We start from the raw sequence: 21,130 nt of genomic DNA on the forward strand, positions 1-21,130 counted from the left end.
CGTGCAGTCCCGCCTGGCGCCCGACATGCTGCCCTTCGCGGCGCAGATCCGCATCGCCTGCGACGCCGCCAAGAACGGCACCGCGCGCCTGGCCGGCATCGAGGCGCCGAAGTTCGAGGACAACGAAACCACCTTCGCCGACCTGCAGGCCCGCATCCGCAAGACGCTGGACTGGCTGGCCACCGTGCCGGCCGCCGCCATCGACGGCCGCGAGGAAGCCGAGATCACCTTCCCGGTCGGGCGCGACAAGACCCGCACCATGGCGGGCGAGGCGTATCTGAAGCACTGTGCGCTGCCCTATGTGTTCTTCCACGTCACCACCGCTTACGCGCTGCTGCGCCACAACGGCGTGGACCTGGGCAAGGCCGACTACCTGGTGGGCGAACAGGCCGCGTCCTGAGGCCAGTTGTGGGCCCGCGTCCCCGGCGCGACTGAAACCGCGCCGGCACCGGGAAGGGCCGGGTTCCCAGCGCGCGCGGCGCGGGCTATGTTGTGGGTTGGCCGAACAAACCCCGCTGGAGACAACCATGAGCCTTCCCCGTCGCCCCGTCGCCCTCAACCGCCGCCAGGTCATCGCCTCGGCCGCCGCCTTCGCGGCCCCGGCTCTGCTGCCCGCCCATGTGCTCGCGCAGGACAAGTTCCCCAACCGCCCGATCAAGCTCATTGCGCCCTGGCCCGCCGGCGGCAGCAGCGACGCGGTCATGCGCGCCTTTGGCGACAGCGCCAGCAAGGCACTGGGCGTGCCGGTGGTGGTGGAGAACAAGCCCGGCGCGGGCGGCACGCTCGGTGCCTCGGCCATGGTCACGTCCGCGCCCGACGGGTACACCCTCACGCAGCTGCCGCTGGGCATCTACCGCCTGCCGCACATGCAGAACATGAACTTCGATCCGGTCAAGGACCTGACCCACATCGTCTGCCTGACCGGCTACACCTTCGGCATCGCCTGCACGGCCGACGCGCCCTTCAAGACCTTGAAAGAGATGGTGGCCTACGCCAAGGCCAACCCCGGCAAGCTCGAATACGGCCACACGGGCACCGGCACCACGCCGCACCTGGCCATCGAAGAGTTCAGCGACAAGGCCGGCATCCAGCTCAACCCGATCCCGTTCAAGGGCTCGGCCGAGATCATGCAGGCCATCCTGGGCGGCCACATCCGCGTCATGAGCGGCACCACTGAATTCGCGCCGCATGTGCAAAGCGGCAAGCTGCGCCTGCTGGCCACCCTGGGCAGCAAGCGCAACAAGGCCTTCCCCGATGTGCCCACCGTCAAAGAGAGTGGCTGGGACACGATCACCGAATCGCCGTTCGGCATCGGCGGCCCCAAGGGCATGGACCCGGCCGTGGTCAAGGTGCTGCACGACGCCTTCAAGAAGACGCTGGACGACGCCAAGGTGCAGGAGGCGCTGGACAAGTTCTTCATGCCCGACATCTACATGAGCACCGCCGACTACACGGCCTACGCCGAGCGCACCTTCAAGGCCGAGAAGGCCACCATCGAACGGCTGGGCCTGGCGAAGAAGGCCTGACCGGCTCCGGGGGCGGTGGCGCACACCGCGCGGCGCAGGAACCGGGCACACTGCGCCCCACCACCACCGCACCCCGCCATGACCACGCCCACCACCACTCTTCTTTTCTCCGCTCCCTCTGCCACGCCGGCGTCCGTTGGGCACCGTGCCGCCCGGGGCGCAGCCATCGCGCTGGCGCTGTGTGCACCGCTCGCCGCGCCCGCGCAGAGCGCCGCCCCGGCCGCGCCGCTGCAGACCATCGAGCGGCTCGACGTGGCCCGCTACATGGGCACCTGGCACGAAATCGCCAAGTACCCCAACGTGTTCCAGCGCAAGTGCGCGGCCGACACCCGGGCCCAGTACCGCCTGCGCGAGGACGGCCAGCTCGACGTGATCAACCGCTGCCGCCAGGCCAACGGTGAAACCGTCGAAGCCATCGGCCTGGCGCGCCAGATCGGCGCGGCCGATTCGCCCCGGCTGGAGGTGCGTTTCGCGCCCGCCTGGCTGTCGTGGCTGCCCCTGGTCTGGGGCAACTACTGGGTCATCGACCTCGACCCCGCCTACCAGCTGGTGGCCGTGAGCGAGCCCAGCCGCGATTACCTGTGGGTGCTCTCGCGCACGCCGACGGTGGACGCTGCGGCCTACCAGGCCTTGCTGGGCCGCTTGCAGGCCCAGGGCTTTGATCTGTCGAGGCTGGAGCGGACGGCGCAGCCGCGTTGAGGCACTGCGGGTTCTATCCGCAGACACCAGCCGGTGCCGTCGGACCGTTTCTCCGGGTAAACCCTCCATTGACACCACCCCGCGCTGATCCGAAGGTGCAAGGCTTTCTCAAGCCCGCCAGCCTTCCCCCGGAGACGCGCCATGCAACACCACAGCAGCACCGCCACCAGCCCGCACCAGCACATCGCCACCGTGATGCAGGTGGCCGCGGACGGGGTGGGGGCGCAGGCGGCGGCGCGGCACGAGCAGGTGATCCGCGATTCGTGGCTGCGCTGTGTGCAGCAGCACCGGCTGGACCCGGCGCGCATGCAGGAGGCGGTCATCCTGCCGCAGGCGCGGCTGCGCGAGCACCAGGACCAGATGGAGGCGCTGCTGCAGATCGCGCGCCACGGGTTGGAGTCGCTCTACAGCAAGGTCGCGGGGCTGGGCTATGTGGTGCTGCTGACCGACGCGCGCGGCGTGACGGTGGACTTTCTGGGCGACCTGGTGTTTGAGCCCAGCCTGCGCAAGGCGGGCCTGTACCTTGGCGCGGACTGGAGCGAGCACCACGCCGGCACCTGCGGCGTGGGCACCTGCATCAGCACCGGCCAGGCGCTCACGGTGCACCTGGACGACCACTTCGACGCGACCCACATTCCGCTGACCTGCACCACCGCGCCGGTGTACGACAGCGCGGGGCAGCTGAGCGCGGTGCTGGACATTTCGCAGCTCAGTTCGCAGCAGCCCAAGGAGAGTCAGCACCTGGCGCTGCAGCTGGTGAAGATGCACGCGCACGACATCGAGAACGCGGCCTTCCTGCACCGCCACCGGCACGACTGGGTGCTGCGCCTGTCGCACGCGCCGCAGTTCCTGGACGTGCAGCCGGACTACCTGCTGGCGCTGGACGCGAACGGCCGCGTGGTGGGCCACAACCGGCGTGCACAACTGGCTTTGCAGAAGGGTGAACCGTTGCTGGGCATGGGCTTCGAGCAGCTGTTCGGTCTGCCCTTCGGGCAGATCGGCCGCTTCGTGATGACGCAACCCTCTGACCAGCGCGCGGTGATGCTGGCGGGCGGCCAGCAGTTGCTGTTTCTCTCGGCGGTGCCGCCGCCGGCGCGCCCGGTGGCGAGCGCGCCGCGCGAGGAACGCCGGGTGCCCGCACCGCTGGCCGCGCTCTCGGCGGGCGACGCGGCACTGGACCGGCAGGTCGAGCGCGTGGCGCGGCTGGTGAACACCCCCATCAGCCTGCTGATCACCGGCGAGACCGGCTCGGGCAAGGAGTATTTCGCGAAGGCGGTGCACACCGCGAGCGAGCGGCGCAGCCGGCCGTTTGTGGCGGTGAACTGTGCGGCGATCCCCGAGCACCTGATCGAGAGCGAGCTGTTCGGCCACCTGCCGGGCAGCTTCTCGGGTGCTTCGCCCAAGGGCAAGCGCGGCCTGATCGCCGAGGCCGACGGCGGCACGCTGTTCCTGGACGAGATCGGCGACATGCCGCTGGCGCTGCAGGCGCGGCTGCTGCGCGTGTTGTCCGAGCGCGAGGTGCTGCCGGTGGGGGCGACGCGGCCGGTGCCGGTGAACATCCGCGTGATCGCGGCGACGCACGCGCCGCTGGAACAGCTGGTGCTGGCGGGGCGCTTCCGCGACGACCTGTACTACCGCCTCAAGGGTGCGCACATCCAGCTGCCGCCGCTGCGCGAGCGCAGCGACCTGGGCGCCATGATCACGCGCTTGCTGGGCGGCCGCGCCATCGTGCCCGCGGCGTTGCAGCGCCTGCTGGCGCACCGCTGGCCCGGCAACCTGCGCGAGCTGCGCAACGTGCTCGACTACGCGGCCAGCCTGTGTGGCGACGGGCCGATTGATCTGGACGATCTGCCGGAGCTGGCGGTGGCGCGGCTGCCCGTGCGTGCCCAGGCGGGCGAGGGCGCGCACGGCAAAGGACCGGAAGCCTTGCTGGACGCCTTGCGCGCCGCGCAGTGGAACGTGAGCGCGGTCGCGCGGGCGATGGGGCTCTCGCGCATGACGCTGTATCGGCGCATGAAGCGCGCTGGCATCGTCCCCCCGAACCGGGTGATGTGAAACACCCCCGCCGCGCTGCGCGCGACCCGCTCAAGGGGGCAACGCGATGCGGCCCGGCAAAGCCGGTTCCGCCGCGTTCTGGCCAAGGCACGGCACGCCGGAGGGACGTGACATCTGTCAACCGCTTCCTGTGACAGATGCACGGGGTGTGACACCACTGCGCCCGGACCAAAGTCCTGACAAATCAGGCACTTGCGCGCGCCAACCGCCTGGCACGCGTCTTGTGATGCACATGGCACCGGCCCGCACCGAGGCCGGCATCACAGGAGACAAACCCATGACTGCAAACACGCCCTCCCAGCGGGCACAACGCTGGCTGGACGCATTCGGGGCCGCGCTGGCCTCCGGCCAGCCCGACAACGTGCTGCCGCTCTTCGACGCCGACTGCTACTGGCGCGACCTCGTGTCCTTCACCTGGAACATCCGCACGCAGGAAGGCCACGGCGCCATCGCCGAAATGCTGGCCGCGCGGCAGGCCGACACGGCGGCGTCGAACTTCCAGCTCGAAGGCGAGGCCACCGAAGCCGACGGTGTGACCGACGCCTGGTTCACCTTCGAGACCCAGGTCGCGCGCGGGCGGGGCCATCTGCGCCTGAAGAGCGACGCAGAGGGGGACAAAGCCTGGACCCTGCTGACCACCATGGTCGAGCTCAAGGGCTTTGAAGAGAAGAAGGGCACGCGCCGCATCAAGGGCGCGGAACACGGTGCGCAGAAAGGCCGCAAGAGCTGGCTCGAACGCCGCCACGAAGAAGAGGCGCGCCTGGGCTACAGCGAGCAGCCCTACGTCGTCATCGTGGGCGGCGGGCAGGGCGGCATCATCCTGGCCGCGCGGCTGCGACGCCTGGGCGTGCCGACCATCGTGATCGAGAAGAACCCGAAACCCGGCGACAGCTGGCGCAACCGCTACAAGACACTGTGCCTGCACGACCCGGTCTGGTACGACCACCTGCCGTACCTGCCCTTCCCGGACGACTGGCCAGTGTTCGCGCCCAAGGACAAGGTCGGCGACTGGCTGGAGATGTACGCCAAGGTGATGGAGATCAACTACTGGGGCTCGACCACCGCGAAGAAGGCCACGTTCAACGAAGCCAAGGGCGAGTGGGAACTGACGGTGGACCGCGCGGGCCAGGAAGTGGTGTTGCGGCCGAAACAGCTGGTGTTCGCGCTCGGCGTTTAGGGCTACCCCAACGTGCCACAGATCGAAGGCGCCGACCGCTTCGAAGGCGACCAGCACCACTCCAGCCAGCACCCTGGCCCCGCGCAGTACGTGGGCAAGAAGTGCGTGGTGCTGGGGTCGAACAATTCGGCGCACGACATCTGTGCGGCCCTGTGTGAAAACGGCGCCGACGTCACCATGATCCAGCGAAGCAGCAAGCACATCGCGCCGTCCAACTCGCTGATGGAACTGGCCTTGGGTGGGCTCTACAGCGAGGAGGCGCTGAAGAACGGCATCGACCACCACAAGGCCGACCTCGTGTTCGCCAGCGTGCCCTACAAAATCATGCACACCTTCCACATCCCGGTGTACGACGAGATGAAGAAGCGCGACGCGGACCTGTATGGCCGGCTGGAGAAGGCGGGCTTCATGCTCGACTTCGGCGACGACGGTTCGGGCCTGTTCATGAAGTACCTGCGCCGCGGCTCGGGCTACTACATCGACGTGGGCGCGAGCGAGCTGGTGGCCAACGGCAGCATCAAGCTCAAGAGCCACAACAACATCGAGCGCATCAACCCCAGGAGCGTGACGCTGACCGACGGCACCGAACTGCCGGCCGACCTGATCGTCTACGCCACCGGTTTCGGCTCGATGAACCGCTGGCTGGCCGACCTGGTGTCGCCCGAAGTGGCCGACCGCGTCGGCAAGGTCTGGGGCCTGGGCTCGAACACCACCAAGGACCCGGGGCCGTGGGAAGGCGAGCTGCGCAACATGTGGAAGCCGACCAACCAGAAACAGCTCTGGATCCACGGCGGCAACCTGCACCAGAGCCGCCACTACTCGCAGTTCCTGTCGCTGCAACTGAAGGCGCGCTACGAAGGGCTGGACACGCCGGTGTACGGCCAGGCGGCGGTGCACCACCTGCGGTGATCGGGCCGTGAGGGCCTGACCTCCTGAGGCATGGCTATAGTGGGCTGGCTTGCAACGCCAGCCCACGCCATGCCCGCCCTCGTCATCCATCACCGCCGGAGCGCGCCATGCTGATCGCCCAGCAGCGCTCGGCCCTGTCCGGTTCCACCTACGATCTGGCGGCGGCCGACGGCACCGTGATCGGCGAGCTGTGTTTCCCCGACTGGGCCGAGGCCCGCAACGCGCGGCTGAAGAACCCGGCGCCGGGGCGGCTGAGTTCCCGCATCGACCTGCGCCTGTCGGGTGCGGCCTACACCATCGAGTTCGAGTACACGCGCCGTGGCTGGAACAACGACACGCGCTTCGAGCTGATGCACGAAGGCGCTCGCCTCGCATCGGCCGAGGTGGTGGTGCCCCCTGGGTTCTTCGGGCGCGCCCGGCTGTTCATCACCGAGCCCTTCGCCGGCGAGCTGGTCCGGCGCAACACGTTCTTCAAGACCCGCTTCGAGCTGCAGCGCGATGGGCAGGCGGTGGGCTGGATCCACGAACGGCGGCGGCTGACCATGCGGCGCCGGCTGTGTACCGAAGTGCCGGCCGACATCCGCCCGGAGGTCCAGGCCTTCCTGCTGTTCCTGGTGATCAACCTGGCGTTTGCTTGATCGCTCAGCCCTTGCGGCTGACCAGCACGATCCCCGCCGCCACGCCCACCAGCGCCAGCACCAGCTGCAGCGTCAGCGGTTCGCCCAGCAACACCACGCCGAACACCAGCGCGAACAGCGGCGTGAGGAAGGTGAAGGTGGACATCTGGGTCGCGGGGTAGTGGCGCAGCATCCACATCCAGGCCAGGTAGCTGGCAAACGCCCCCACCACGGTCTGCAGGAAGACCGAGCCCCAGGCGAGGGTGGAATAGTCGAAGGACCAGGTTTCGCCCAGCACCAGCGACAGCACCGGGCAAACGGTGGCGGTGACGCCCAGCTGGTAGAACAGCGATTTTTCGGCCTGCACGGTCGCCACCCTGGTGGTGCGGATGGCGATGGTGGTCAGGCCCCAGAACATGCCGGCGGCCAGGCCCATGGCGTCGCCTTTCCACTGGCCGGGCGCCGAGCTGTGGGTGAAGGCTTCGCTGAAGGCAATGCCCACCGCGCTGAAGGCGATGACCAGGCCGATCCACTGGACCTTGCGCAGCCGCTCCGAGGGCACGAAACGCGGCAGCAGCACCGCCACCCAGAACGGGCTGGTGTAGAGGAACACCGTCAGGCGCGAGGCGCTGGTGTGCTGCAGGCCGAGGTAGATCAGGCAGAACTCGGCCGCGAACAGCAGACCGACGACCAGGCCGCCCTGGAGCGAACCGTCGCGGTTGAACAGCTTCACACCGCGCAGCTGGCACCACAGCCAGAGCAGGGCGGTGGCGCCGGCCATGCGCACCGAGGCCTGCCACAGCGGCGGGATCTCGCGGCCGGCGAACTTGATCAGGATCTGCTGGAAGCCCCAGAAGGCGCAGCAGGCCACCAGCAGGGTGATGGCGAAGGTGTCGAGGTGGTCTTTGCGTTGAACGGCGGTCATGGGCACAAGGGTAATGCGGCGGGCGGGCGCGGCCTGTCGCGCCCGCAGGCTCATCGGCCGGCCGTCAGCTTCTGCAAATGGCGCTTGAGGGTCTCGGCCTCGTGGGCGGACCAGCGCGAGAGCAGGGTGGTTTCCTGCGCGCGGGCCTGTTCGATCAGGGCCGCAGCGATGCGCCGGCCTTCGCCGCTGGCCACCACCAGGGTGCGTCGCTGGTCGGCCGGGTCGGCCAGCAGCGACACGAGGCCGTCGTCGGCCATGCGCTGCACCAGCTTGGTCACGGTTGGTTGCTTGGCCAGAACGTCGTGCGCCATCTGGCCGATGGGAATGCCCACGTGCTCGGGCGCCAATCCGGCGTCGTGCAGCACGGCCAGCACGCGCCAGGCGATGTGGGTCAGGCCTTCGGCGGCGATGGCGTTCTCGAAGTCGCGGTAGACCGCGTGGCTGGCCTGGCCGAGCAGGTAGCCCAGGTTGCTGCCGACGAAGCGGCCATCGGGCGGCTGCGGCGCGCTGGGGTCGGCGCTGGACGCCTGGAGCGGGTGTTCGGTGTAGAAGCGCCCGCCGTGGTACAGCAGGGGCGAGCCGTCGGGGTCGCGCCGGCAGCGCTCGACCTCGCCGACGAAGATGACGTGGTCGCCCTCGGTGTACTGGCTGCGGTTGAAGCACTCGAAGGTGGCGACACAGCCTTCGAGCAGCGGCGCGCCGCCCGCGCCTTCGGTGAACGCCACGCCGGACCAGCGGTCGACGCCGCGCGCCGCGAAGCGCTCGGCCAGGGCCTTCTGGCTGGCCGCGAGCACGTTGATGGCGTAGTGGCGGCCGTTGGCGAACACCGCCATCGAGCCCGCCGCTTGGCCCAGGCTCCACAGCACCAGCGGCGGGTCGAGCGAGACCGAATTGAACGAGCTGGCGGTCAGGCCGACCGGCTCGCCCTCGTCGTTGCGCGCGGTGACGATGGTGACGCCGGTGGCGAACATGCCCAGCGCGGCGCGGAAATCGCGCGGCGAGAAGTCAGGCGGTTGGGCCGATTGGCCGGCAGCACGGGAAGGGGACATATTGCCAATTTATATGAAAATTCATGAATAATGTGCCCCGGACCTGGCCCACCTTGGTGCGATCAGGGTTGATCAACCGATTTTCAGCGCGCTGTCGTCAAGGATGCCGTGGAACCGGCTTGGCCGGGCCACAGGCATCGCCCCCTGGGGGGTGACGCCGCAGGCGGCGCGGGGGGTACCTACATGCTTCAGGAGCGGATCGAACCCGCCTGGATCGACGCGTTTGAAGCGGTCTTGAGGCGCTGTGCGCTCCAGCCGCAGGACACGGTGGCCATTCTCGGTGAAACCCAGAGCCGGCCGGTGCTGATCGAGCTGGCGCGGCTGGCGGCGGCGCGGCTGGGTGCGCGGCCCTTTGTGCTGACGCTGCCCTCGGTGTTCGGTGCGGTGGGCGAGCCGGTGACGCGCTCGACCGGTGCGAGCCCCGCGATCCAGCAGCTCGGCCCGGTGATCGCGGCGCTGCAGGCCAGTGCGCTGGTGATCGACTGCACGGTCGAAGGCCTGATGCACGCGCCCGAGCTGCCCGTCATCCTGCAGGGCAACGGGACCACGCAGCCGCGCATCGTCTACGTGAGCAACGAGCACCCCGAAGCGCTGGCCCGCCTGCTGCCCGACGACGCCACCGAAGCGCGCGTCAAGGAGCACGTCAAGCGCCTGCGCGGCGCGAAGGCCATGCGCGTGACGTCGGTCGCCGGCACCGACCTGAGCATCTCGCTGCAGGGCGCGGTGGTCGGCGGCAACTGGGGCAGCACCACGCGCCCCGGCACGCTGACGCACTGGCCGGGCGGCCTGGTGCTGGCCTTCCCGGCGGCGGGCAGCGTCAGCGGCCGGCTGGTGCTGGCCGAGGGGGATGTGAACCTCACCTTCAAGCGATACCTCGAGCGCGCCATCACCCTGACCATTGAAAACGACTACGTGACCGCCATCGACGGCGGCGGCGTGGACGCCGAGCTGCTGCGCTCGTATTTCGCGGCATGGGGTGAAAAGGACGCCTATGCGGTGTCGCACGTGGGCTACGGTCTCAACGATGCGGCGCGCTGGGACAGCATGGCCCTCTACGACAAGCGCGACTTCAACGGCACCGAGCTGCGCGCCTTCGCGGGCAACTTCCTCTACAGCACGGGGGCCAACGAAACCGCGGGCCGCTACACCCGCGGCCACTTCGACTGGCCCATGCGCGGTTGCACCGTGGCGCTCGATGGCACGGTGGTGGTCGATGCTGGCAAGGTGGTCGTATGAGCAGCCTGCCCACCTTCACGATGCTGGGCACGGGCGACACCGTGCTCATGCTGCACGGCATCGGCGGCGGGCACCTGGCCTTTGCGCCGCAGGTCGAAACCCTGGCCTCGATCGGCTACCGCGCGGTCGCCTGGGACATGCCCGGCTACGGCCACAGCGCGCCCATCGAGCCCTACACCTTCAAGGGGCTGGCAGAAGCCTGCATCCGCCTGATTGACGCCCTGGTGGGCGAGCGTGACGATCCGGCGCCGGGCCGCCCCAAGCCGGATCAGCCCCCTCGGGGGGCAGCGACCCGCGCAGCGGCGGAGCGTGGGGGCTCGGTGGTCCTCGTCGGGCACAGCATGGGTGGCATGGTGGCGCAGGAGGTCATCGCGCGCCGGCCCGACAAGGTCAGCAAGCTCATGCTCTGCGGCACCTCGGCGGCGTTCGGCAAGCGCAGCGACGGCAAAAGCGCCGACGCCTGGGCGCAGCAGTTCATCGCCCAGCGCACCGCGCCGCTGGACGCGGGCCAGAGCATGGCCGACAGGGCGGCCAAACTGGTGCCGCAGATGGTCGGCCCGGGCTCGCTGCCCGAGGGCGTGCGCCTGGCCGAGCAGTGCATGGCCCGCGTGCCCGCCGCCACCTACCGCCGTGCGCTGGACTGCATCGTCAGCTTTGACCGCCAGGCCGCGCTGGCCCACATCGGCGTGCCCACGCTGCTGGTGGGTGGCGAGTTCGACCGCGTGGCCTCGCCCGCGGTGATGAAACAGATGGCGCAGCAGATCCCGAACGCGCGCTACACCGAGATGCCCGGGGTCGGCCACCTGATGAACCTGGAAGCGCCCGACGAGTTCGACCGCCTGCTGCTGGACTTTCTGCGCGGATGAGATGACCCCCCTGCGCCGCTTCGCGTCTTCCCCCCTGGAGGGGGGACCCCACCAGTGGCCCGGCGAAGCCGGTTCCACGGTGGGTGCTGGATCAACCCCGTTCTGAGGAGACCAACCATGACCACCCGCCCCGTCAACCCCGTCACCGGCCTGGACTTCACGCCCGCCGTGGGTGACATGCCCTTCACCCCGCTGCAGCGCGAGTGGCTGGCCAAGGCGCATGCGCTGGGCCGCGACACCTTCGCCGCACGCGCCCCGCAATGGGACCAGACCGCCAGCTTCCCGTTCGCCAACTACGACGACCTGCGCGAACAGGGTTTCCTCAGCCTGTGCGTGCCCACCGCGTTCGGCGGCGCCGGCGCCGACTACCCCACCTACATGATGGTGGCGGCCGAGATCGGCCGTTTCTGCGGCGCCACCGCGCTCACCTGGAACATGCACATCTGCAGCACCATGTGGACCGGGGTGCTGGCCGACGGCATCGCCATGAGCGAAGCCGAGCGCAGTGAACACGCCGCGCGGCGCACCCTGCACTTCGACCGAATCGTGCGCGAAGGCAAGTTGTACGCGCAGCCCTTCAGCGAGGGCACGGCGGCCGCGGCCGGCCGCGCACCGTTCGGCACCAGCGCGCGCAAGGTGGTGCAGGACGGGCAGAGCGGCTGGCTCATCAACGGCCGCAAGATCTGGGCGAGCCTGTCGGGCGCGGCCGACTACTACGGCATCCTGTGCACCGAAGACATCGAGGGCAAGGACCCGGACCCGCGCGACACGCTCTACATCAGCGTGCCGGCCACGGCCGAGGGCCTGTCCATCAGCGGCGAATGGGACCCGCTGGGCATGCGCGGCACCGTCAGCCGCAACCTCACGTTCCAGGACGTGTTCGTCAGCGACGCCGAACAGCTCATGCCGCGCGGCGTCTACTTCAAGGGCGCGCAGACCTGGCCGGCCATGTTCTTCACGCTCTCGCCCACCTACCTGGGCGTGGCCAATGCGGCGTACGACTTCACGGTGCGGTACCTGCGCGGCGAGGTGCCCGGCGAGCCGCCGGTCAAGCGCCGCCAGTTCGCCACCAAGCAGATCGCGGTGGCGCAGATGCGCATCCAGCTGGAGAACATGAAGAGCATCTTTGCCCGCGCCATCGCAGAAGCCAAACCCAACCCCAGCAAAGACGAGAAGCTGCGCCTGTACGCCGCGCACTACAGCGTGATGGAAGGCGCCAACGACATTGCCCGCCTGGCCATCCGCACCTGCGGCGGCCAGAGCATGCTCAAGCACCTGCCGCTGGAGCGCCTGTACCGCGACAGCCGCTGCGGCGCGCTCATGCTGCCCTGGACGGCCGAACTCATCCTCGACCGCATGGGCCGCGAGACCCTGTACGAACCCGGCGAGAAGGATTGAACGCCGGTGCCCGTGCGGCGCGTCACATCCGGTGACCTGTGCTGCCCGGGCGCTTAGGCGACGCTGAACAAGTCCCTCGCGGCGCGCTCCTCCCGCTCTCGGGTGGTCTGCTTCGTTGCAAAGCCTCGCCGGGCCACCCGGCCCGTCTGCGTTTTGCGCCTCGCAGCCCATCCCGACAACGGGCGAGCGCATCCACGGGGACTTGCTCAGCGTCGCCTTCACGCGGGCTCCCTAGAATGGCGCCCATGTTTTTCCGCCGCTATGCCTCCCACACCCTGACGCTGCTGGTCGCTGCGCTGCTGCCCCTTGCGGCCCGCGCCGTGTCGCCGGTCGCCGTGCTGCCGGCCGCAGACCCCTGTGTCGAATTCGTCGCGCGCCTGCCCAACGTCAAGTCCCTGCTGTGCAACGCGGCCCAGCTGCAGCCCACCGAAGGGCGCTCGGTGCAGGGCCGCACGCTCTACATGCGCGACGTGGTCGCACCCGAACCCAAGATCCGCGTGCTGGTGGTGGGCGCCATGCACGGCGACGAACTCTCATCGGCTTCGGTCGCGTTGCACTGGATCCAGCTGGCGGTGCAGACGCCGTCCAACGCACACTGGCGCTTCATCCCGGCGCTCAACCCCGACGGCCTGATGGCCCGGCCGGCCAAGCGCGTCAACGCCAACGGCGTGGACCTCAACCGCAACTTCCCCACGCCCAACTGGAAGCGCGACGCCAAGGTCTACTGGGAAGAGCGCACCAAGAAAGACCCGCGCCGCTGGCCCGGCCCGGCGCCGCTGTCCGAGCCCGAATCAAAGTACCTGCACGACGAGATGGAGCGCTTCAAGCCCGACCTGATCGTCAGCATCCACGCGCCCTACGGCATGCTGGACTTCGACGGCCCCAGCGTGCCGCCCGCGCGCCTGGGCCGCCTGTACCTGGACCAGATCGGCATCTTCCCCGGCAGCCTGGGCAACTTCGGTGGCGTGCACAAGGGCATGCCGGTGGTGACCATCGAACTCAACAGCGCCATCCGCACCCCGCTGGACAGCGAGATGCGCCAGATGTGGCTGGACCTGCTGCGCTGGATGAGCGAACGTCTGCGCCCAGAGGGCGCGCCGGCCGGTCCGGTGCCGGTCAAGGTCAAGAAGGCAGGCTGAACGCCAGCGGATCGCACCAGGCGGTGAACCCGCCTAGGCTCAGGCCCGGCTCAGCTGCAGGCCGCCGGCGCCGCGCGCGGCACGCTCAAAGCCGGTGAAGCCGAAATCCATCGCTGGCACTTCGCCGCTGATGAGTTCGGCCAGCGCCTTGCCGGAGCCGGCGCCGTGCGTCCAGCCCAGCGTGCCGTGGCCGGCGTTGATCCACAGCTTGCCCACCTTCGTGCGGCCGATCAGCGGGATGTTGGTCGGGGTGGCCGGGCGCAGGCCGGTCCAGAACTGCGGGTCGCCGCCCTGTTCGGGCGTGCGGGTGTCGGCGACGCCGGGGAACACCTCTTCGATGCGCTTGACCAGCATGCGCGCGCGGGTCTGGGCCAGCGGCGTGTCCAGCGACAGGTCGAAACCGCCGAGTTCGATGGTGCCAGCCACGCGCAGGCGGTCGCCCAGGCGCGAGATGGCGATCTTGAGCTGGTCGTCCAGCAGGCTGACCTGCGAGGCCGCCTCGGGCTTGAGCAGCGGCAGCGTGGCGCTGTAGCCCTTGCCGGGGTAGATGGGCACACGCACGCCGACCTGTTTCATCAGCGCCGTGGTGTACGAACCGGCGGCCACGACATAGGCGTCGGCTTGCAACGTGCGCGTCAGGCCGGTGGCGCGATCGCGCACGGTGACGGCGCTGATCTGGCCGCCGCTGGCCTGCAGTTGCAGGATGTCGTGTTCCATCAGCGACTGCATGCCCTTGTCGCGGCAGAGCCTGGCCAGCTGCTGCGTGAACGACAGGCAGTCGCCCGACTCGTCGCTCTCGGTGTACGTGCCGCCGACGATGCGGTCGCCAAAGGCGCGCAAGGCCGGTTCGATCTGCAGCAGCTCGTCCTTGGTGACCACTTTGCGGTTGACGCCGTGGCGGCGCATCAGCTCGGCGGCGCCGCCGGCGTCGTCGAACGACCGCTGGCTGGTGTAGTAGTGGGCGATGCCCTTGGTCAGGCGGTCGTAGCGCAGGCCGGTGCTGGCCACCACGTCTTTCAGCGCGGCGTGGCTGTAGCTGCCCAGGGCCACCAGCTGGGCCACGTTGCGCTCGAAGGCCGCGTCGTTGCACTGGGCCAGGAACTGCAGGCCCCAGGCCCACTGGGCCGGGTCCATCTGGGGGCGGAATTTGAGCGGGCCCTCGGGGTCGAACAGCCACTTCAGCGCCTTGAGCGGCGCCTCGCGGTTGGCCCAGGGCTCGCAGTAGCTCACCGAGATCTGCGCCGCGTTGCCGAAGCTGGTTTCCAGTGCCGCATCTCTCTGGCGGTCGACCAGGGTCACCTCATGCCCGCGCTGCAGCAAATGCCACGCCGTGCTCACACCGATGATGCCCGCGCCCAGAACAACGACTCTCATGATCCGCTCCAGCCAAAAAGTGGAAAAACTGGACACGAGTATGGAAAAAAGCGCGTGCTTCGTGAAGGCAGATTAACTTAAAATCAAAAACATCAGAGCTACTAATAAAGAGACATGAGCACCTTTGATCCCGACGCCCTAGAATGCCTGGCCGCCATCATCGAAGAGGGCGGCTTCGAACGCGCAGCGCAGCGCCTGTCGATCACGCAGTCGGCGGTGTCGCAGCGCCTGCGGGCCTTGGAAGCCCAGGTGGGCACGGTGCTGATCGTGCGCAGCCGCCCGCTCAAGCCCACGCAGGCCGGGCAGCTCATGCTCAAGCACGCCAAGATGATGCGGCTGCTGCGCGCCGATCTGGAGAAGGACTTGAAGGAGCTGGCGCCCAGCTCCACCGGCGGCGGGCGCGACGAAGAGCGCATCTCGGTGGCGATCAACGCCGACAGCATTTCCACCTGGGCGCTGCCCGCGCTCAGCGCGCTGGCGCAGGGCGGCCTGCCGATCGAAATCATCACCGACGACCAGGAATTCACCCACGAGTGGTTGCGCGAAGGGCAGGTGCTGGGCTGTGTGACCTCGCTCGGCCAGGCGCTGCGGGGCTGCAAGATGGAGCCGCTGGGCACCATGGACTACGTGGCCGTGGCGGCCGCCGAGTTCGCGGCACGCCACTGCCCCAAGGGCGTGAACGCGCACAACTTCCACAAGCTGCCCTTCATCGCCTTCAACCGCAAGGACCACCTGCAGCACAGCTTCGTCGAACAGGCCTTCGGCCTGCCGCGGGTGATGCTCAAGCAGCTGTTCGTTCCCTCCAGCGAGGGGCAGATCCGCGCCGTGCGCGCGGGCTGGGGCGTGAGCGTGGTGCCCGCACTGGGCGTGCACGACCTGCTGGCCAGCGGCGAACTGGTCAACGTCACGCCGCGGCACCGCCTGGGCGTGGCGCTGTACTGGCACTGCTGGAACCTCAGTTCAGACGTGCTCGATGCGCTCAGCAGCGCGCTGCGCACGGCCGCCGCGCAGAACCTGCGGCAGGTCGCCCCGGCATGAAAAAGCCCCGCCGAGGCGGGGCTGGTGTCGCGGTGCGGGTGCTTACTTGGGCATCACCACGCTGTCGATCACATGGATCACGCCGTTGTCGGCCACGATGTCGGTCTTGACCACGTTGGCCGCGTCGACCTTGACACCGCCCATGGTGCTCACGGTCAGCTCGCTGCCCTGCACGGTTTTCACCTTGCCAGCCTTGACGTCCTTGGCCATCACCTTGCCCGGCACCACGTGGTAGGTCAGCACGGCGGTCAGCTTGGCCTTGTCTTTCAGCAGCGCGTCCAGATCGGCCTTGGGCACCTTGGCGAACGCTTCGTCGGTGGGCGCGAACACGGTGAACGGGCCCTTGCCCTTGAGCGTGTCCACCAGGCCGGCGGCTTGCAGTGCGGTGGCCAGGGTCTTGAACGAACCGGCGGCAACCGCGGTGTCGACGATGTCCTTGGCCTGGGCCGAGGTCAGGGCGCCGAACGCGATCAGGGAAGCGATGAGGGTCTTTTTCATGGAAGTCTCCAGAGGGGGTTGAGGAACAGGGAACGGGAACGGGAACGGAAACGCTGTCTTGGAATGGGGTCAGGCGGGGGCTGGCCCCAGGACGGGGATCAGCACCTTGTCGATCACATGGATCACACCGTTGCTGGCGCGCACGTCGACCGCCACGATGTTGGCGGCGGGCGCCGAACCCGAGGCGTCGGTGATAGTCGCGATCGCGGGCGCGGTCGCGTCGTTGTTGATCGTGATGTCCTGTTCGGCCAGCGTGGTGACGGCTGTGCCGAATGGGATGCCCGACGACAGCACCTGACCAGTCAACACGTGGTGTGCCAGAACGGTGGTCAACTGCTCGGTGGTGAGTGCTTCGACCGTTGATGCAATGGCGGCGAACGCCGCGTTGACGGGCGCAAACACCGTCAGCAGGGGGGCGGCTGCACTCAGTGTGTCGACCAGGCCCGCGCTGACCACCGCGCTCACCAGGCTGGAGAACGAACTGTTCAGCTGGGCCATCTGCACCACATTCAACACGCCCGGCGGCACCAGCACCTTGTCGATCACATGAATCACGCCGTTGCGGGCCAGCACATCGGGGGTCGTGACGGTGGCGGATGTCAGCACGGCGTCGGTCAGCGACACGCCCCCGGTGAGCGACAGCCTCAACGCGGTGGGCGAGCCGTCAAAGTTGTAGATAGTCGGCAGGTTGCCCGCGGTCAGGCTGGTCGACAGGTTGCGTCCCGCGACCACGTGATAGGTCAGGATGCTGACCAGCGTGGCGGGCGACAGCGCAGCGACCAGTGCCTCGCCATCCGCAAAACCCAGGGCGGTGGCCGCGGTGTCGAAAGCGGCGTTGGTCGGAGCGAACACGGTCAGCGCGCTGTCGCTGGACAGCGTGTCGACCAAGCCCGCCTTGACGACCGCGGCGACCAGGGTGCTGAACGCCGGATTGGCCTGGGCCACCCCCACGATCGTGCCCAGCGGGTCGTGGTCTTCGTCGCCACCGCCGCAGGCGGCGAGCAGTGAGGTGGCGGCGCCCAGGGTGGCGCCCAGGAGCACGGTTCTGCGTTGCAACTTCATGTCGGTTTCCTTCGGTGGCGGACGGACGTTGGCGTGGGCAGCGGCTGGATGCATGGGTCACGGCCCGGTTGGGCGGCACTTCATCGGCCGGTTGGGTCGCATATTAATCAGTAAAGATCAAAAAGATACCGATCAGTATGTAACGCAACTTTTCAGTGGGGTTATCGACCTGTCCGTCGAATTCGGGCAGAATTCGAGTGCTATACAAAGGTCAACCATGGTCACCGCCGTTCAGAAATCCACCGCCGCGCCCGCGCCGAAACGCAGTTTTCGGGAGCAGATGCACATCGCCCGCGAAGACGCCATCGTCTCGGCGGTCAACCGCCTGCTGGCGGAAAAGGGTTTCGAGGCGATGACGGTGGACGAGGTGGCGGCCGAGGTGGGCATCGCCAAGGCGAGCCTGTACAAACACTTCCCGAGCAAGGAAGACCTGGCCGCGGCGGCCATGGTGCGGGTGATGGACCGCGCCCGTGCGTTCCTCGATTCGCTGGACGTGCAGCGCCCGCCGCTGGAACTGTTGCGGGCCGTGGCGCGCTGGACCATGGAAGTGCAGCTGGCTGGCGAAATGCCCTCGTTGCCCAGCGAAAACTCGACCCTGCGGGCCGCGCTGACGACCAACAAGGCCTATGTGGACGGCTTGATGGACGTGAGCGACCGATTGGGCGGCTGGATCAACGCCGCCCAGGCCGATGGCAGCCTCAACCCGGCGCTGCCGGCCATCGCCGTGCTCTACACCCTTTACGCCCGAGCCTGCGACCCGGTGCTGGGTTTCCTGAAGGGGTCGGGGTTGTACGCCGACGAGCAGATCATCGAGATGGTGCTGACCACCTGTTTCGATGGGCTGAAGAAGAAATAGTCACCCCCTGCGCCGCTGACGCGGCTTCCCCCTCTGTGGCGCGCCTGCGGCGCTTCGAGGGGGTCGCACCGTGTGGCCCGGCGGAGCCGGTTCCACGGGTGCACTTGAACAGACGCGTGCGCCGGATGCGAGCCGGCGGGTGTTGCGTTCAGATGGGAAGGTGGCGGTGAACGGAGCCGTATGCCTCAGCCGAGTACGGCGAGTACCGAAAACCGAGAACCGAGAACCGTTACAGGGTGTCCGGAGACCGTGCCTGCATCCAGTCGCACCGCTGGACTGGCTCCGCCAGACCGCAGGTGCGGTCCCCCTCGAAGCGCCGCAGGGGCGCCACAGAGGGGGAAGCGCCGTCAGGCGCGCAGGGGGTGTTACCTGACCAGCAACACCGGCACGTCGCAGTGCGCCAGCACCTGCGTGGCCACCGAACCCATGACCAGGTTGCCCAGCGCGCTGTGGCCGTGCGAACCCATCAGCACCAGGTCGAACTTGCCTGCGCTGGCGGCCTTGGCGATCTGTTCACCGGGCTGGCCGACCTTGTGCAGCACCTTGGGTTCGATGCCGTGGCGCTTGAGGAACTTCACCACCGGGTCGGTGACCTTGGCGGCCTCTTCGGCGTAGTAACCATTGGCCACGTCGGCGCCCACGGCGGCCCGCGCCCGCGGGGGCAGCGGCGCCTGCACGGTGAACAGGGTGATGTCGTTGTGGCTGCCGAACATTTCTTCGTGCGTGGTCAGGTAGGCCAGCATCTTTTTGGTGAACGCACTGCCGTCCACGGCGAGCAAAATTTTCATGGAATCGTCTCCAGTTGAACCAGCCGACCAGTGTACGGGCTGGTTCTGGCGCCTCGCTACCGGTTTTCCACATGCACCGTCAGCGTGGGGCTGAACGTGAGTTGCTCCCCCTTGCCGGCATAGCCCAGCGGGTTGGCCACGATGCGGCAGCGGCCCACGCGCACATCGGTCGGGCAGTGCAGGTGGCCGTGCAGCCAAAAGTCGGCCAGTGGCAGCAGATCGTCCAGCGCGTTGCAGAAGCCGGCCGTGCCGGGGCTGTGGCCGTAGCGCGGGTCGGCGCTGTGCAGCGTGGGTGCGAAGTGGGTCACCACCACCGTGGGGCCGTCCGCGTGCGGTGGGGCCAGCGCTTCGCGCAACCAGGCCTGGCAGTCCAGCGCCAGCTCGCGCATGGCGGCGGCGTCGAACAGCGCACCCCTGCGCTGGCCGGCCATCTTGCTCAGGTAGAAATTGGCGGCGCGGAAGGCCTTGTGCCGCTGGCGCAGCCGCTCGGTCAGCGGCGCCGCGGGCGCGACGAAGGTGTCGTAGTCGCTCCACAACGTGGTGCCGACGAAGCGCACGCCGTCGATCACGGCCGTCTCGCGTTCCAGCCACCGGATGCCCAGGCGCTCGCAGGCCGCGCGCAGGCCGGCGTGGGCCTCGTCGATGTCCAGCGCGTCGTATTCGTGGTTGCCGGGCACGAACAGCACGGGCACCGGCCAGCCGGCGAACTGCGGCAAGGGCGAGAAGCGCTGCAGGCCCCAGTCGGCCTCGGGCATGGTGCTGTCGTCTTTGCGGCGCTGGTACGAACCAACGTCGCCGGCCAGCACCAGCAGGTCGGCGTCGGGCGCGGGTGTCGCGGCGAATCCGGGGTTGGCTTCAAGGTGCAGGTCACTGAGCAGCTGGATCTTCATGGCGCGGGAACGGATACGGGAGCGGAAACGGGGGTGGGAACTGGGGTGGGGCCGTGGCCGGTGGCAAAGCCCCTGGCCGAGGCGCGGGCCACCGCCTCGCGCAGCCAGCGGTGGGCGCTGCTGTGCGCGGCCTGGCGGTGCCACAGCGCATCCACGTGCACGGCGGGCACGGGCAGCGGCAGTTCGCACATGGCCAGCTCGTGTTCCATGCCGGTGGCGCCCACAAAGTGGCGCGGCAGCACGGTCAGCAGGTCGGTGGTGGCCACCACACGCCCGGCGGTGAAGAACTGGTTGACGGTGAGCACCACCCGGCGCTGGCGCGAACGCGCCGCCAGGGCCTCGTCCACAAAACCGAAGGGCCGGCCGGAAAAGCTCACCAGCAGGTGGCGGGCGGCGCAGTAGGCGTCCAGGTCGATCGGGCGGCCGGCCAGCGGGTGACCGCGGCGCATGACCACCACGTACTCGCCGTCGTACAGGCGCTGGTACAGAAACCGCGGGCTGTGCTCCTGCAGGTGCACGGCGGTCAGCTCGGCGATCACGCCCGGGAAATGGCCGATGGCCAGGTCCGCGGTGCCCGACTCCAGCAGCTCGCGCGGGTCGCGCGTGGTCAGCGGCAGCACGCGCAGGTTCACGCCCGGCGCTTCGTTTTCCAGGATGTCCACCAACCCAGGCACCACCTTGGCGGCGGTCGCGTCGGCCATGGCGATGACGAAGGCATTGCGCGCCTGGGCCGGGTCGAAGCCACCGGGCGCCAGCGATTCGCGCAGCTGCCCCAGCGCGTCGCGCACCGTGGGCCACAGGGCCAGCGCGGTCGGTGTCGGCTCCACCCCGTAGCCGGATCGGCGCACCAGCTCGTCGCCCAGCGACTCGCGCAGGCGCTTGAGCGCGTTGCTCACCGCCGGCTGCGTCATGGCAAGGTTGTGGGCGGCGCGGGTCAGGTTGCGCTCGGCCATCACCTCGTCGAAGACGCGCAGCAGGTTCAGGTCCAGGGTGCGGAAGTTCAGCTCATTCATTCGATGCGTGAATGT

At 68.7% G+C, this 21,130-nt stretch carries 18 protein-coding genes and 2 pseudogenes; 12 read left to right on the top strand and 8 right to left on the bottom strand.

What is annotated here, in order from left to right; translation table 11 throughout:
- From ACR2JA_RS03075 to ACR2JA_RS03100, 6 genes and pseudogenes are all read left to right on the top strand, one after another.
- A partial coding sequence (locus ACR2JA_RS03075) for a DUF1993 domain-containing protein (protein ID WP_434007651.1) occupies positions 1 to 400 on the top strand: 400 nt, incomplete at its 5' end.
- A gap of 127 nt (positions 401 to 527) precedes the next feature.
- Entirely contained in the window at positions 528 to 1,526 is a 999-nt protein-coding gene (locus ACR2JA_RS03080) for a tripartite tricarboxylate transporter substrate binding protein (RefSeq protein ID WP_434007652.1), read from the top strand.
- Between the two features lie 78 nt (positions 1,527 to 1,604).
- Entirely contained in the window at positions 1,605 to 2,225 is a 621-nt protein-coding gene (locus ACR2JA_RS03085) for a lipocalin family protein (RefSeq protein WP_434007653.1), read from the top strand.
- Positions 2,226 to 2,366: 141 nt separating this feature from the next.
- Complete coding sequence (locus ACR2JA_RS03090; protein ID WP_434007654.1) at positions 2,367 to 4,280, top strand: sigma-54-dependent Fis family transcriptional regulator; 1,914 nt, start codon at positions 2,367 to 2,369, stop codon at positions 4,278 to 4,280.
- A gap of 277 nt (positions 4,281 to 4,557) precedes the next feature.
- Positions 4,558 to 6,366: pseudogene (locus tag ACR2JA_RS03095) on the top strand (NAD(P)/FAD-dependent oxidoreductase).
- Between the two features lie 107 nt (positions 6,367 to 6,473).
- On the top strand, positions 6,474 to 7,004 hold the full coding sequence (locus tag ACR2JA_RS03100) for a hypothetical protein (RefSeq protein ID WP_434007655.1): 531 nt from the start codon (positions 6,474 to 6,476) through the stop codon (positions 7,002 to 7,004).
- Between the two features lie 4 nt (positions 7,005 to 7,008).
- On the opposite strand, the gene ACR2JA_RS03105 is transcribed toward ACR2JA_RS03100, so the two are convergent.
- Both ACR2JA_RS03105 and ACR2JA_RS03110 read right to left on the bottom strand, forming a co-directional pair.
- Positions 7,009 to 7,908 (bottom strand): DMT family transporter, encoded by a 900-nt coding sequence (locus ACR2JA_RS03105; RefSeq protein WP_434007656.1) that lies wholly within the window; start codon positions 7,906 to 7,908, stop codon positions 7,009 to 7,011.
- Positions 7,909 to 8,438: 530 nt separating this feature from the next.
- Positions 8,439 to 8,957 (bottom strand): annotated as a pseudogene (locus tag ACR2JA_RS03110) (flavin reductase family protein); the annotation flags it as partial.
- Between the two features lie 183 nt (positions 8,958 to 9,140).
- Here ACR2JA_RS03110 and ACR2JA_RS03115 point away from each other — a divergent pair.
- The 4 genes from ACR2JA_RS03115 to ACR2JA_RS03130 all read left to right on the top strand — a co-directional run bounded on the left by ACR2JA_RS03115 (position 9,141) and on the right by ACR2JA_RS03130 (position 13,596).
- The gene (locus ACR2JA_RS03115) at positions 9,141 to 10,193 is read left to right on the top strand and encodes a peptidase M29 (protein WP_434007657.1); all 1,053 of its coding nucleotides are present in this window, start codon (positions 9,141 to 9,143) and stop codon (positions 10,191 to 10,193) included.
- On the top strand, positions 10,190 to 11,059 hold the full coding sequence (locus ACR2JA_RS03120) for an alpha/beta fold hydrolase (protein WP_434007658.1): 870 nt from the start codon (positions 10,190 to 10,192) through the stop codon (positions 11,057 to 11,059). Before ACR2JA_RS03115 ends, ACR2JA_RS03120 begins: the two co-directional genes overlap by 4 nt.
- Positions 11,060 to 11,176: 117 nt before the next feature.
- Positions 11,177 to 12,457 (top strand): acyl-CoA dehydrogenase family protein, encoded by a 1,281-nt coding sequence (locus tag ACR2JA_RS03125; RefSeq protein WP_434007659.1) that lies wholly within the window; start codon positions 11,177 to 11,179, stop codon positions 12,455 to 12,457.
- A gap of 245 nt (positions 12,458 to 12,702) precedes the next feature.
- Positions 12,703 to 13,596 (top strand): M14 family zinc carboxypeptidase, encoded by an 894-nt coding sequence (locus tag ACR2JA_RS03130; protein WP_434007660.1) that lies wholly within the window; start codon positions 12,703 to 12,705, stop codon positions 13,594 to 13,596.
- Between the two features lie 39 nt (positions 13,597 to 13,635).
- On the opposite strand, the gene ACR2JA_RS03135 is transcribed toward ACR2JA_RS03130, so the two are convergent.
- Positions 13,636 to 14,970, bottom strand: a complete 1,335-nt coding sequence (locus ACR2JA_RS03135; RefSeq protein WP_434007661.1) for a D-amino acid dehydrogenase — start codon at positions 14,968 to 14,970, stop codon at positions 13,636 to 13,638.
- A gap of 114 nt (positions 14,971 to 15,084) precedes the next feature.
- Here ACR2JA_RS03135 and ACR2JA_RS03140 point away from each other — a divergent pair, with 114 nt between their 5' ends.
- Complete coding sequence (locus tag ACR2JA_RS03140; protein ID WP_434007662.1) at positions 15,085 to 16,008, top strand: LysR family transcriptional regulator ArgP; 924 nt, start codon at positions 15,085 to 15,087, stop codon at positions 16,006 to 16,008.
- A 42-nt stretch (positions 16,009 to 16,050) separates the two neighbouring features.
- Here the strand turns inward: ACR2JA_RS03140 and ACR2JA_RS03145 are convergent, their stop codons facing one another.
- Positions 16,051 to 16,506: a fasciclin domain-containing protein gene (locus ACR2JA_RS03145; protein ID WP_434007663.1), complete on the bottom strand. Its 456-nt coding sequence runs from the start codon at positions 16,504 to 16,506 to the stop codon at positions 16,051 to 16,053.
- A gap of 69 nt (positions 16,507 to 16,575) precedes the next feature.
- Complete coding sequence (locus ACR2JA_RS03150; protein ID WP_434007664.1) at positions 16,576 to 17,568, bottom strand: fasciclin domain-containing protein; 993 nt, start codon at positions 17,566 to 17,568, stop codon at positions 16,576 to 16,578.
- 217 nt (positions 17,569 to 17,785) lie between these two features.
- Here ACR2JA_RS03150 and ACR2JA_RS03155 point away from each other — a divergent pair, with 217 nt between their 5' ends.
- Positions 17,786 to 18,424, top strand: a complete 639-nt coding sequence (locus ACR2JA_RS03155) for a TetR/AcrR family transcriptional regulator (protein WP_434007665.1) — start codon at positions 17,786 to 17,788, stop codon at positions 18,422 to 18,424.
- Between the two features lie 365 nt (positions 18,425 to 18,789).
- Here ACR2JA_RS03155 and ACR2JA_RS03160 read toward each other — a convergent pair whose 3' ends face one another.
- Genes ACR2JA_RS03160 through ACR2JA_RS03170 form a run of 3 tightly spaced genes read right to left on the bottom strand, consistent with a single transcriptional unit; the run spans position 18,790 to position 21,115 of the window.
- On the bottom strand, positions 18,790 to 19,212 hold the full coding sequence (locus tag ACR2JA_RS03160) for a universal stress protein (RefSeq protein ID WP_434007666.1): 423 nt from the start codon (positions 19,210 to 19,212) through the stop codon (positions 18,790 to 18,792).
- Between the two features lie 56 nt (positions 19,213 to 19,268).
- On the bottom strand, positions 19,269 to 20,102 hold the full coding sequence (locus tag ACR2JA_RS03165; RefSeq protein WP_434007667.1) for a metallophosphoesterase: 834 nt from the start codon (positions 20,100 to 20,102) through the stop codon (positions 19,269 to 19,271).
- Entirely contained in the window at positions 20,099 to 21,115 is a 1,017-nt protein-coding gene (locus ACR2JA_RS03170) for a LysR family transcriptional regulator (protein WP_434007668.1), read from the bottom strand. The genes ACR2JA_RS03165 and ACR2JA_RS03170 overlap by 4 nt, the downstream gene beginning before the upstream one ends.
- Between the last annotated feature and the right edge of the window lie 15 nt (positions 21,116 to 21,130).

The sequence above is a fragment of the Hydrogenophaga sp. genome, assembly GCF_051007235.1.
Classification (GTDB): Bacteria; Pseudomonadota; Gammaproteobacteria; order Burkholderiales; family Burkholderiaceae_C; genus Hydrogenophaga.

Coding starts and splice junctions, on each gene's coding strand:
- ACR2JA_RS03140 (WP_434007662.1), top strand. CDS start 15,085: ATGAGCACCTTTGATCCCGACGCCCTAGAATGCCTGGCCGCCATCATC.
- ACR2JA_RS03145 (WP_434007663.1), bottom strand. CDS start 16,506: ATGAAAAAGACCCTCATCGCTTCCCTGATCGCGTTCGGCGCCCTGACC.
- ACR2JA_RS03120 (WP_434007658.1), top strand. CDS start 10,190: ATGAGCAGCCTGCCCACCTTCACGATGCTGGGCACGGGCGACACCGTG.
- ACR2JA_RS03135 (WP_434007661.1), bottom strand. CDS start 14,970: ATGAGAGTCGTTGTTCTGGGCGCGGGCATCATCGGTGTGAGCACGGCG.
- ACR2JA_RS03130 (WP_434007660.1), top strand. CDS start 12,703: ATGTTTTTCCGCCGCTATGCCTCCCACACCCTGACGCTGCTGGTCGCT.
- ACR2JA_RS03125 (WP_434007659.1), top strand. CDS start 11,177: ATGACCACCCGCCCCGTCAACCCCGTCACCGGCCTGGACTTCACGCCC.
- ACR2JA_RS03105 (WP_434007656.1), bottom strand. CDS start 7,908: ATGACCGCCGTTCAACGCAAAGACCACCTCGACACCTTCGCCATCACC.
- ACR2JA_RS03155 (WP_434007665.1), top strand. CDS start 17,786: ATGGTCACCGCCGTTCAGAAATCCACCGCCGCGCCCGCGCCGAAACGC.
- ACR2JA_RS03150 (WP_434007664.1), bottom strand. CDS start 17,568: ATGAAGTTGCAACGCAGAACCGTGCTCCTGGGCGCCACCCTGGGCGCC.
- ACR2JA_RS03090 (WP_434007654.1), top strand. CDS start 2,367: ATGCAACACCACAGCAGCACCGCCACCAGCCCGCACCAGCACATCGCC.
- ACR2JA_RS03080 (WP_434007652.1), top strand. CDS start 528: ATGAGCCTTCCCCGTCGCCCCGTCGCCCTCAACCGCCGCCAGGTCATC.
- ACR2JA_RS03165 (WP_434007667.1), bottom strand. CDS start 20,102: ATGAAGATCCAGCTGCTCAGTGACCTGCACCTTGAAGCCAACCCCGGA.
- ACR2JA_RS03160 (WP_434007666.1), bottom strand. CDS start 19,212: ATGAAAATTTTGCTCGCCGTGGACGGCAGTGCGTTCACCAAAAAGATG.
- ACR2JA_RS03115 (WP_434007657.1), top strand. CDS start 9,141: ATGCTTCAGGAGCGGATCGAACCCGCCTGGATCGACGCGTTTGAAGCG.
- ACR2JA_RS03100 (WP_434007655.1), top strand. CDS start 6,474: ATGCTGATCGCCCAGCAGCGCTCGGCCCTGTCCGGTTCCACCTACGAT.
- ACR2JA_RS03170 (WP_434007668.1), bottom strand. CDS start 21,115: ATGAATGAGCTGAACTTCCGCACCCTGGACCTGAACCTGCTGCGCGTC.
- ACR2JA_RS03085 (WP_434007653.1), top strand. CDS start 1,605: ATGACCACGCCCACCACCACTCTTCTTTTCTCCGCTCCCTCTGCCACG.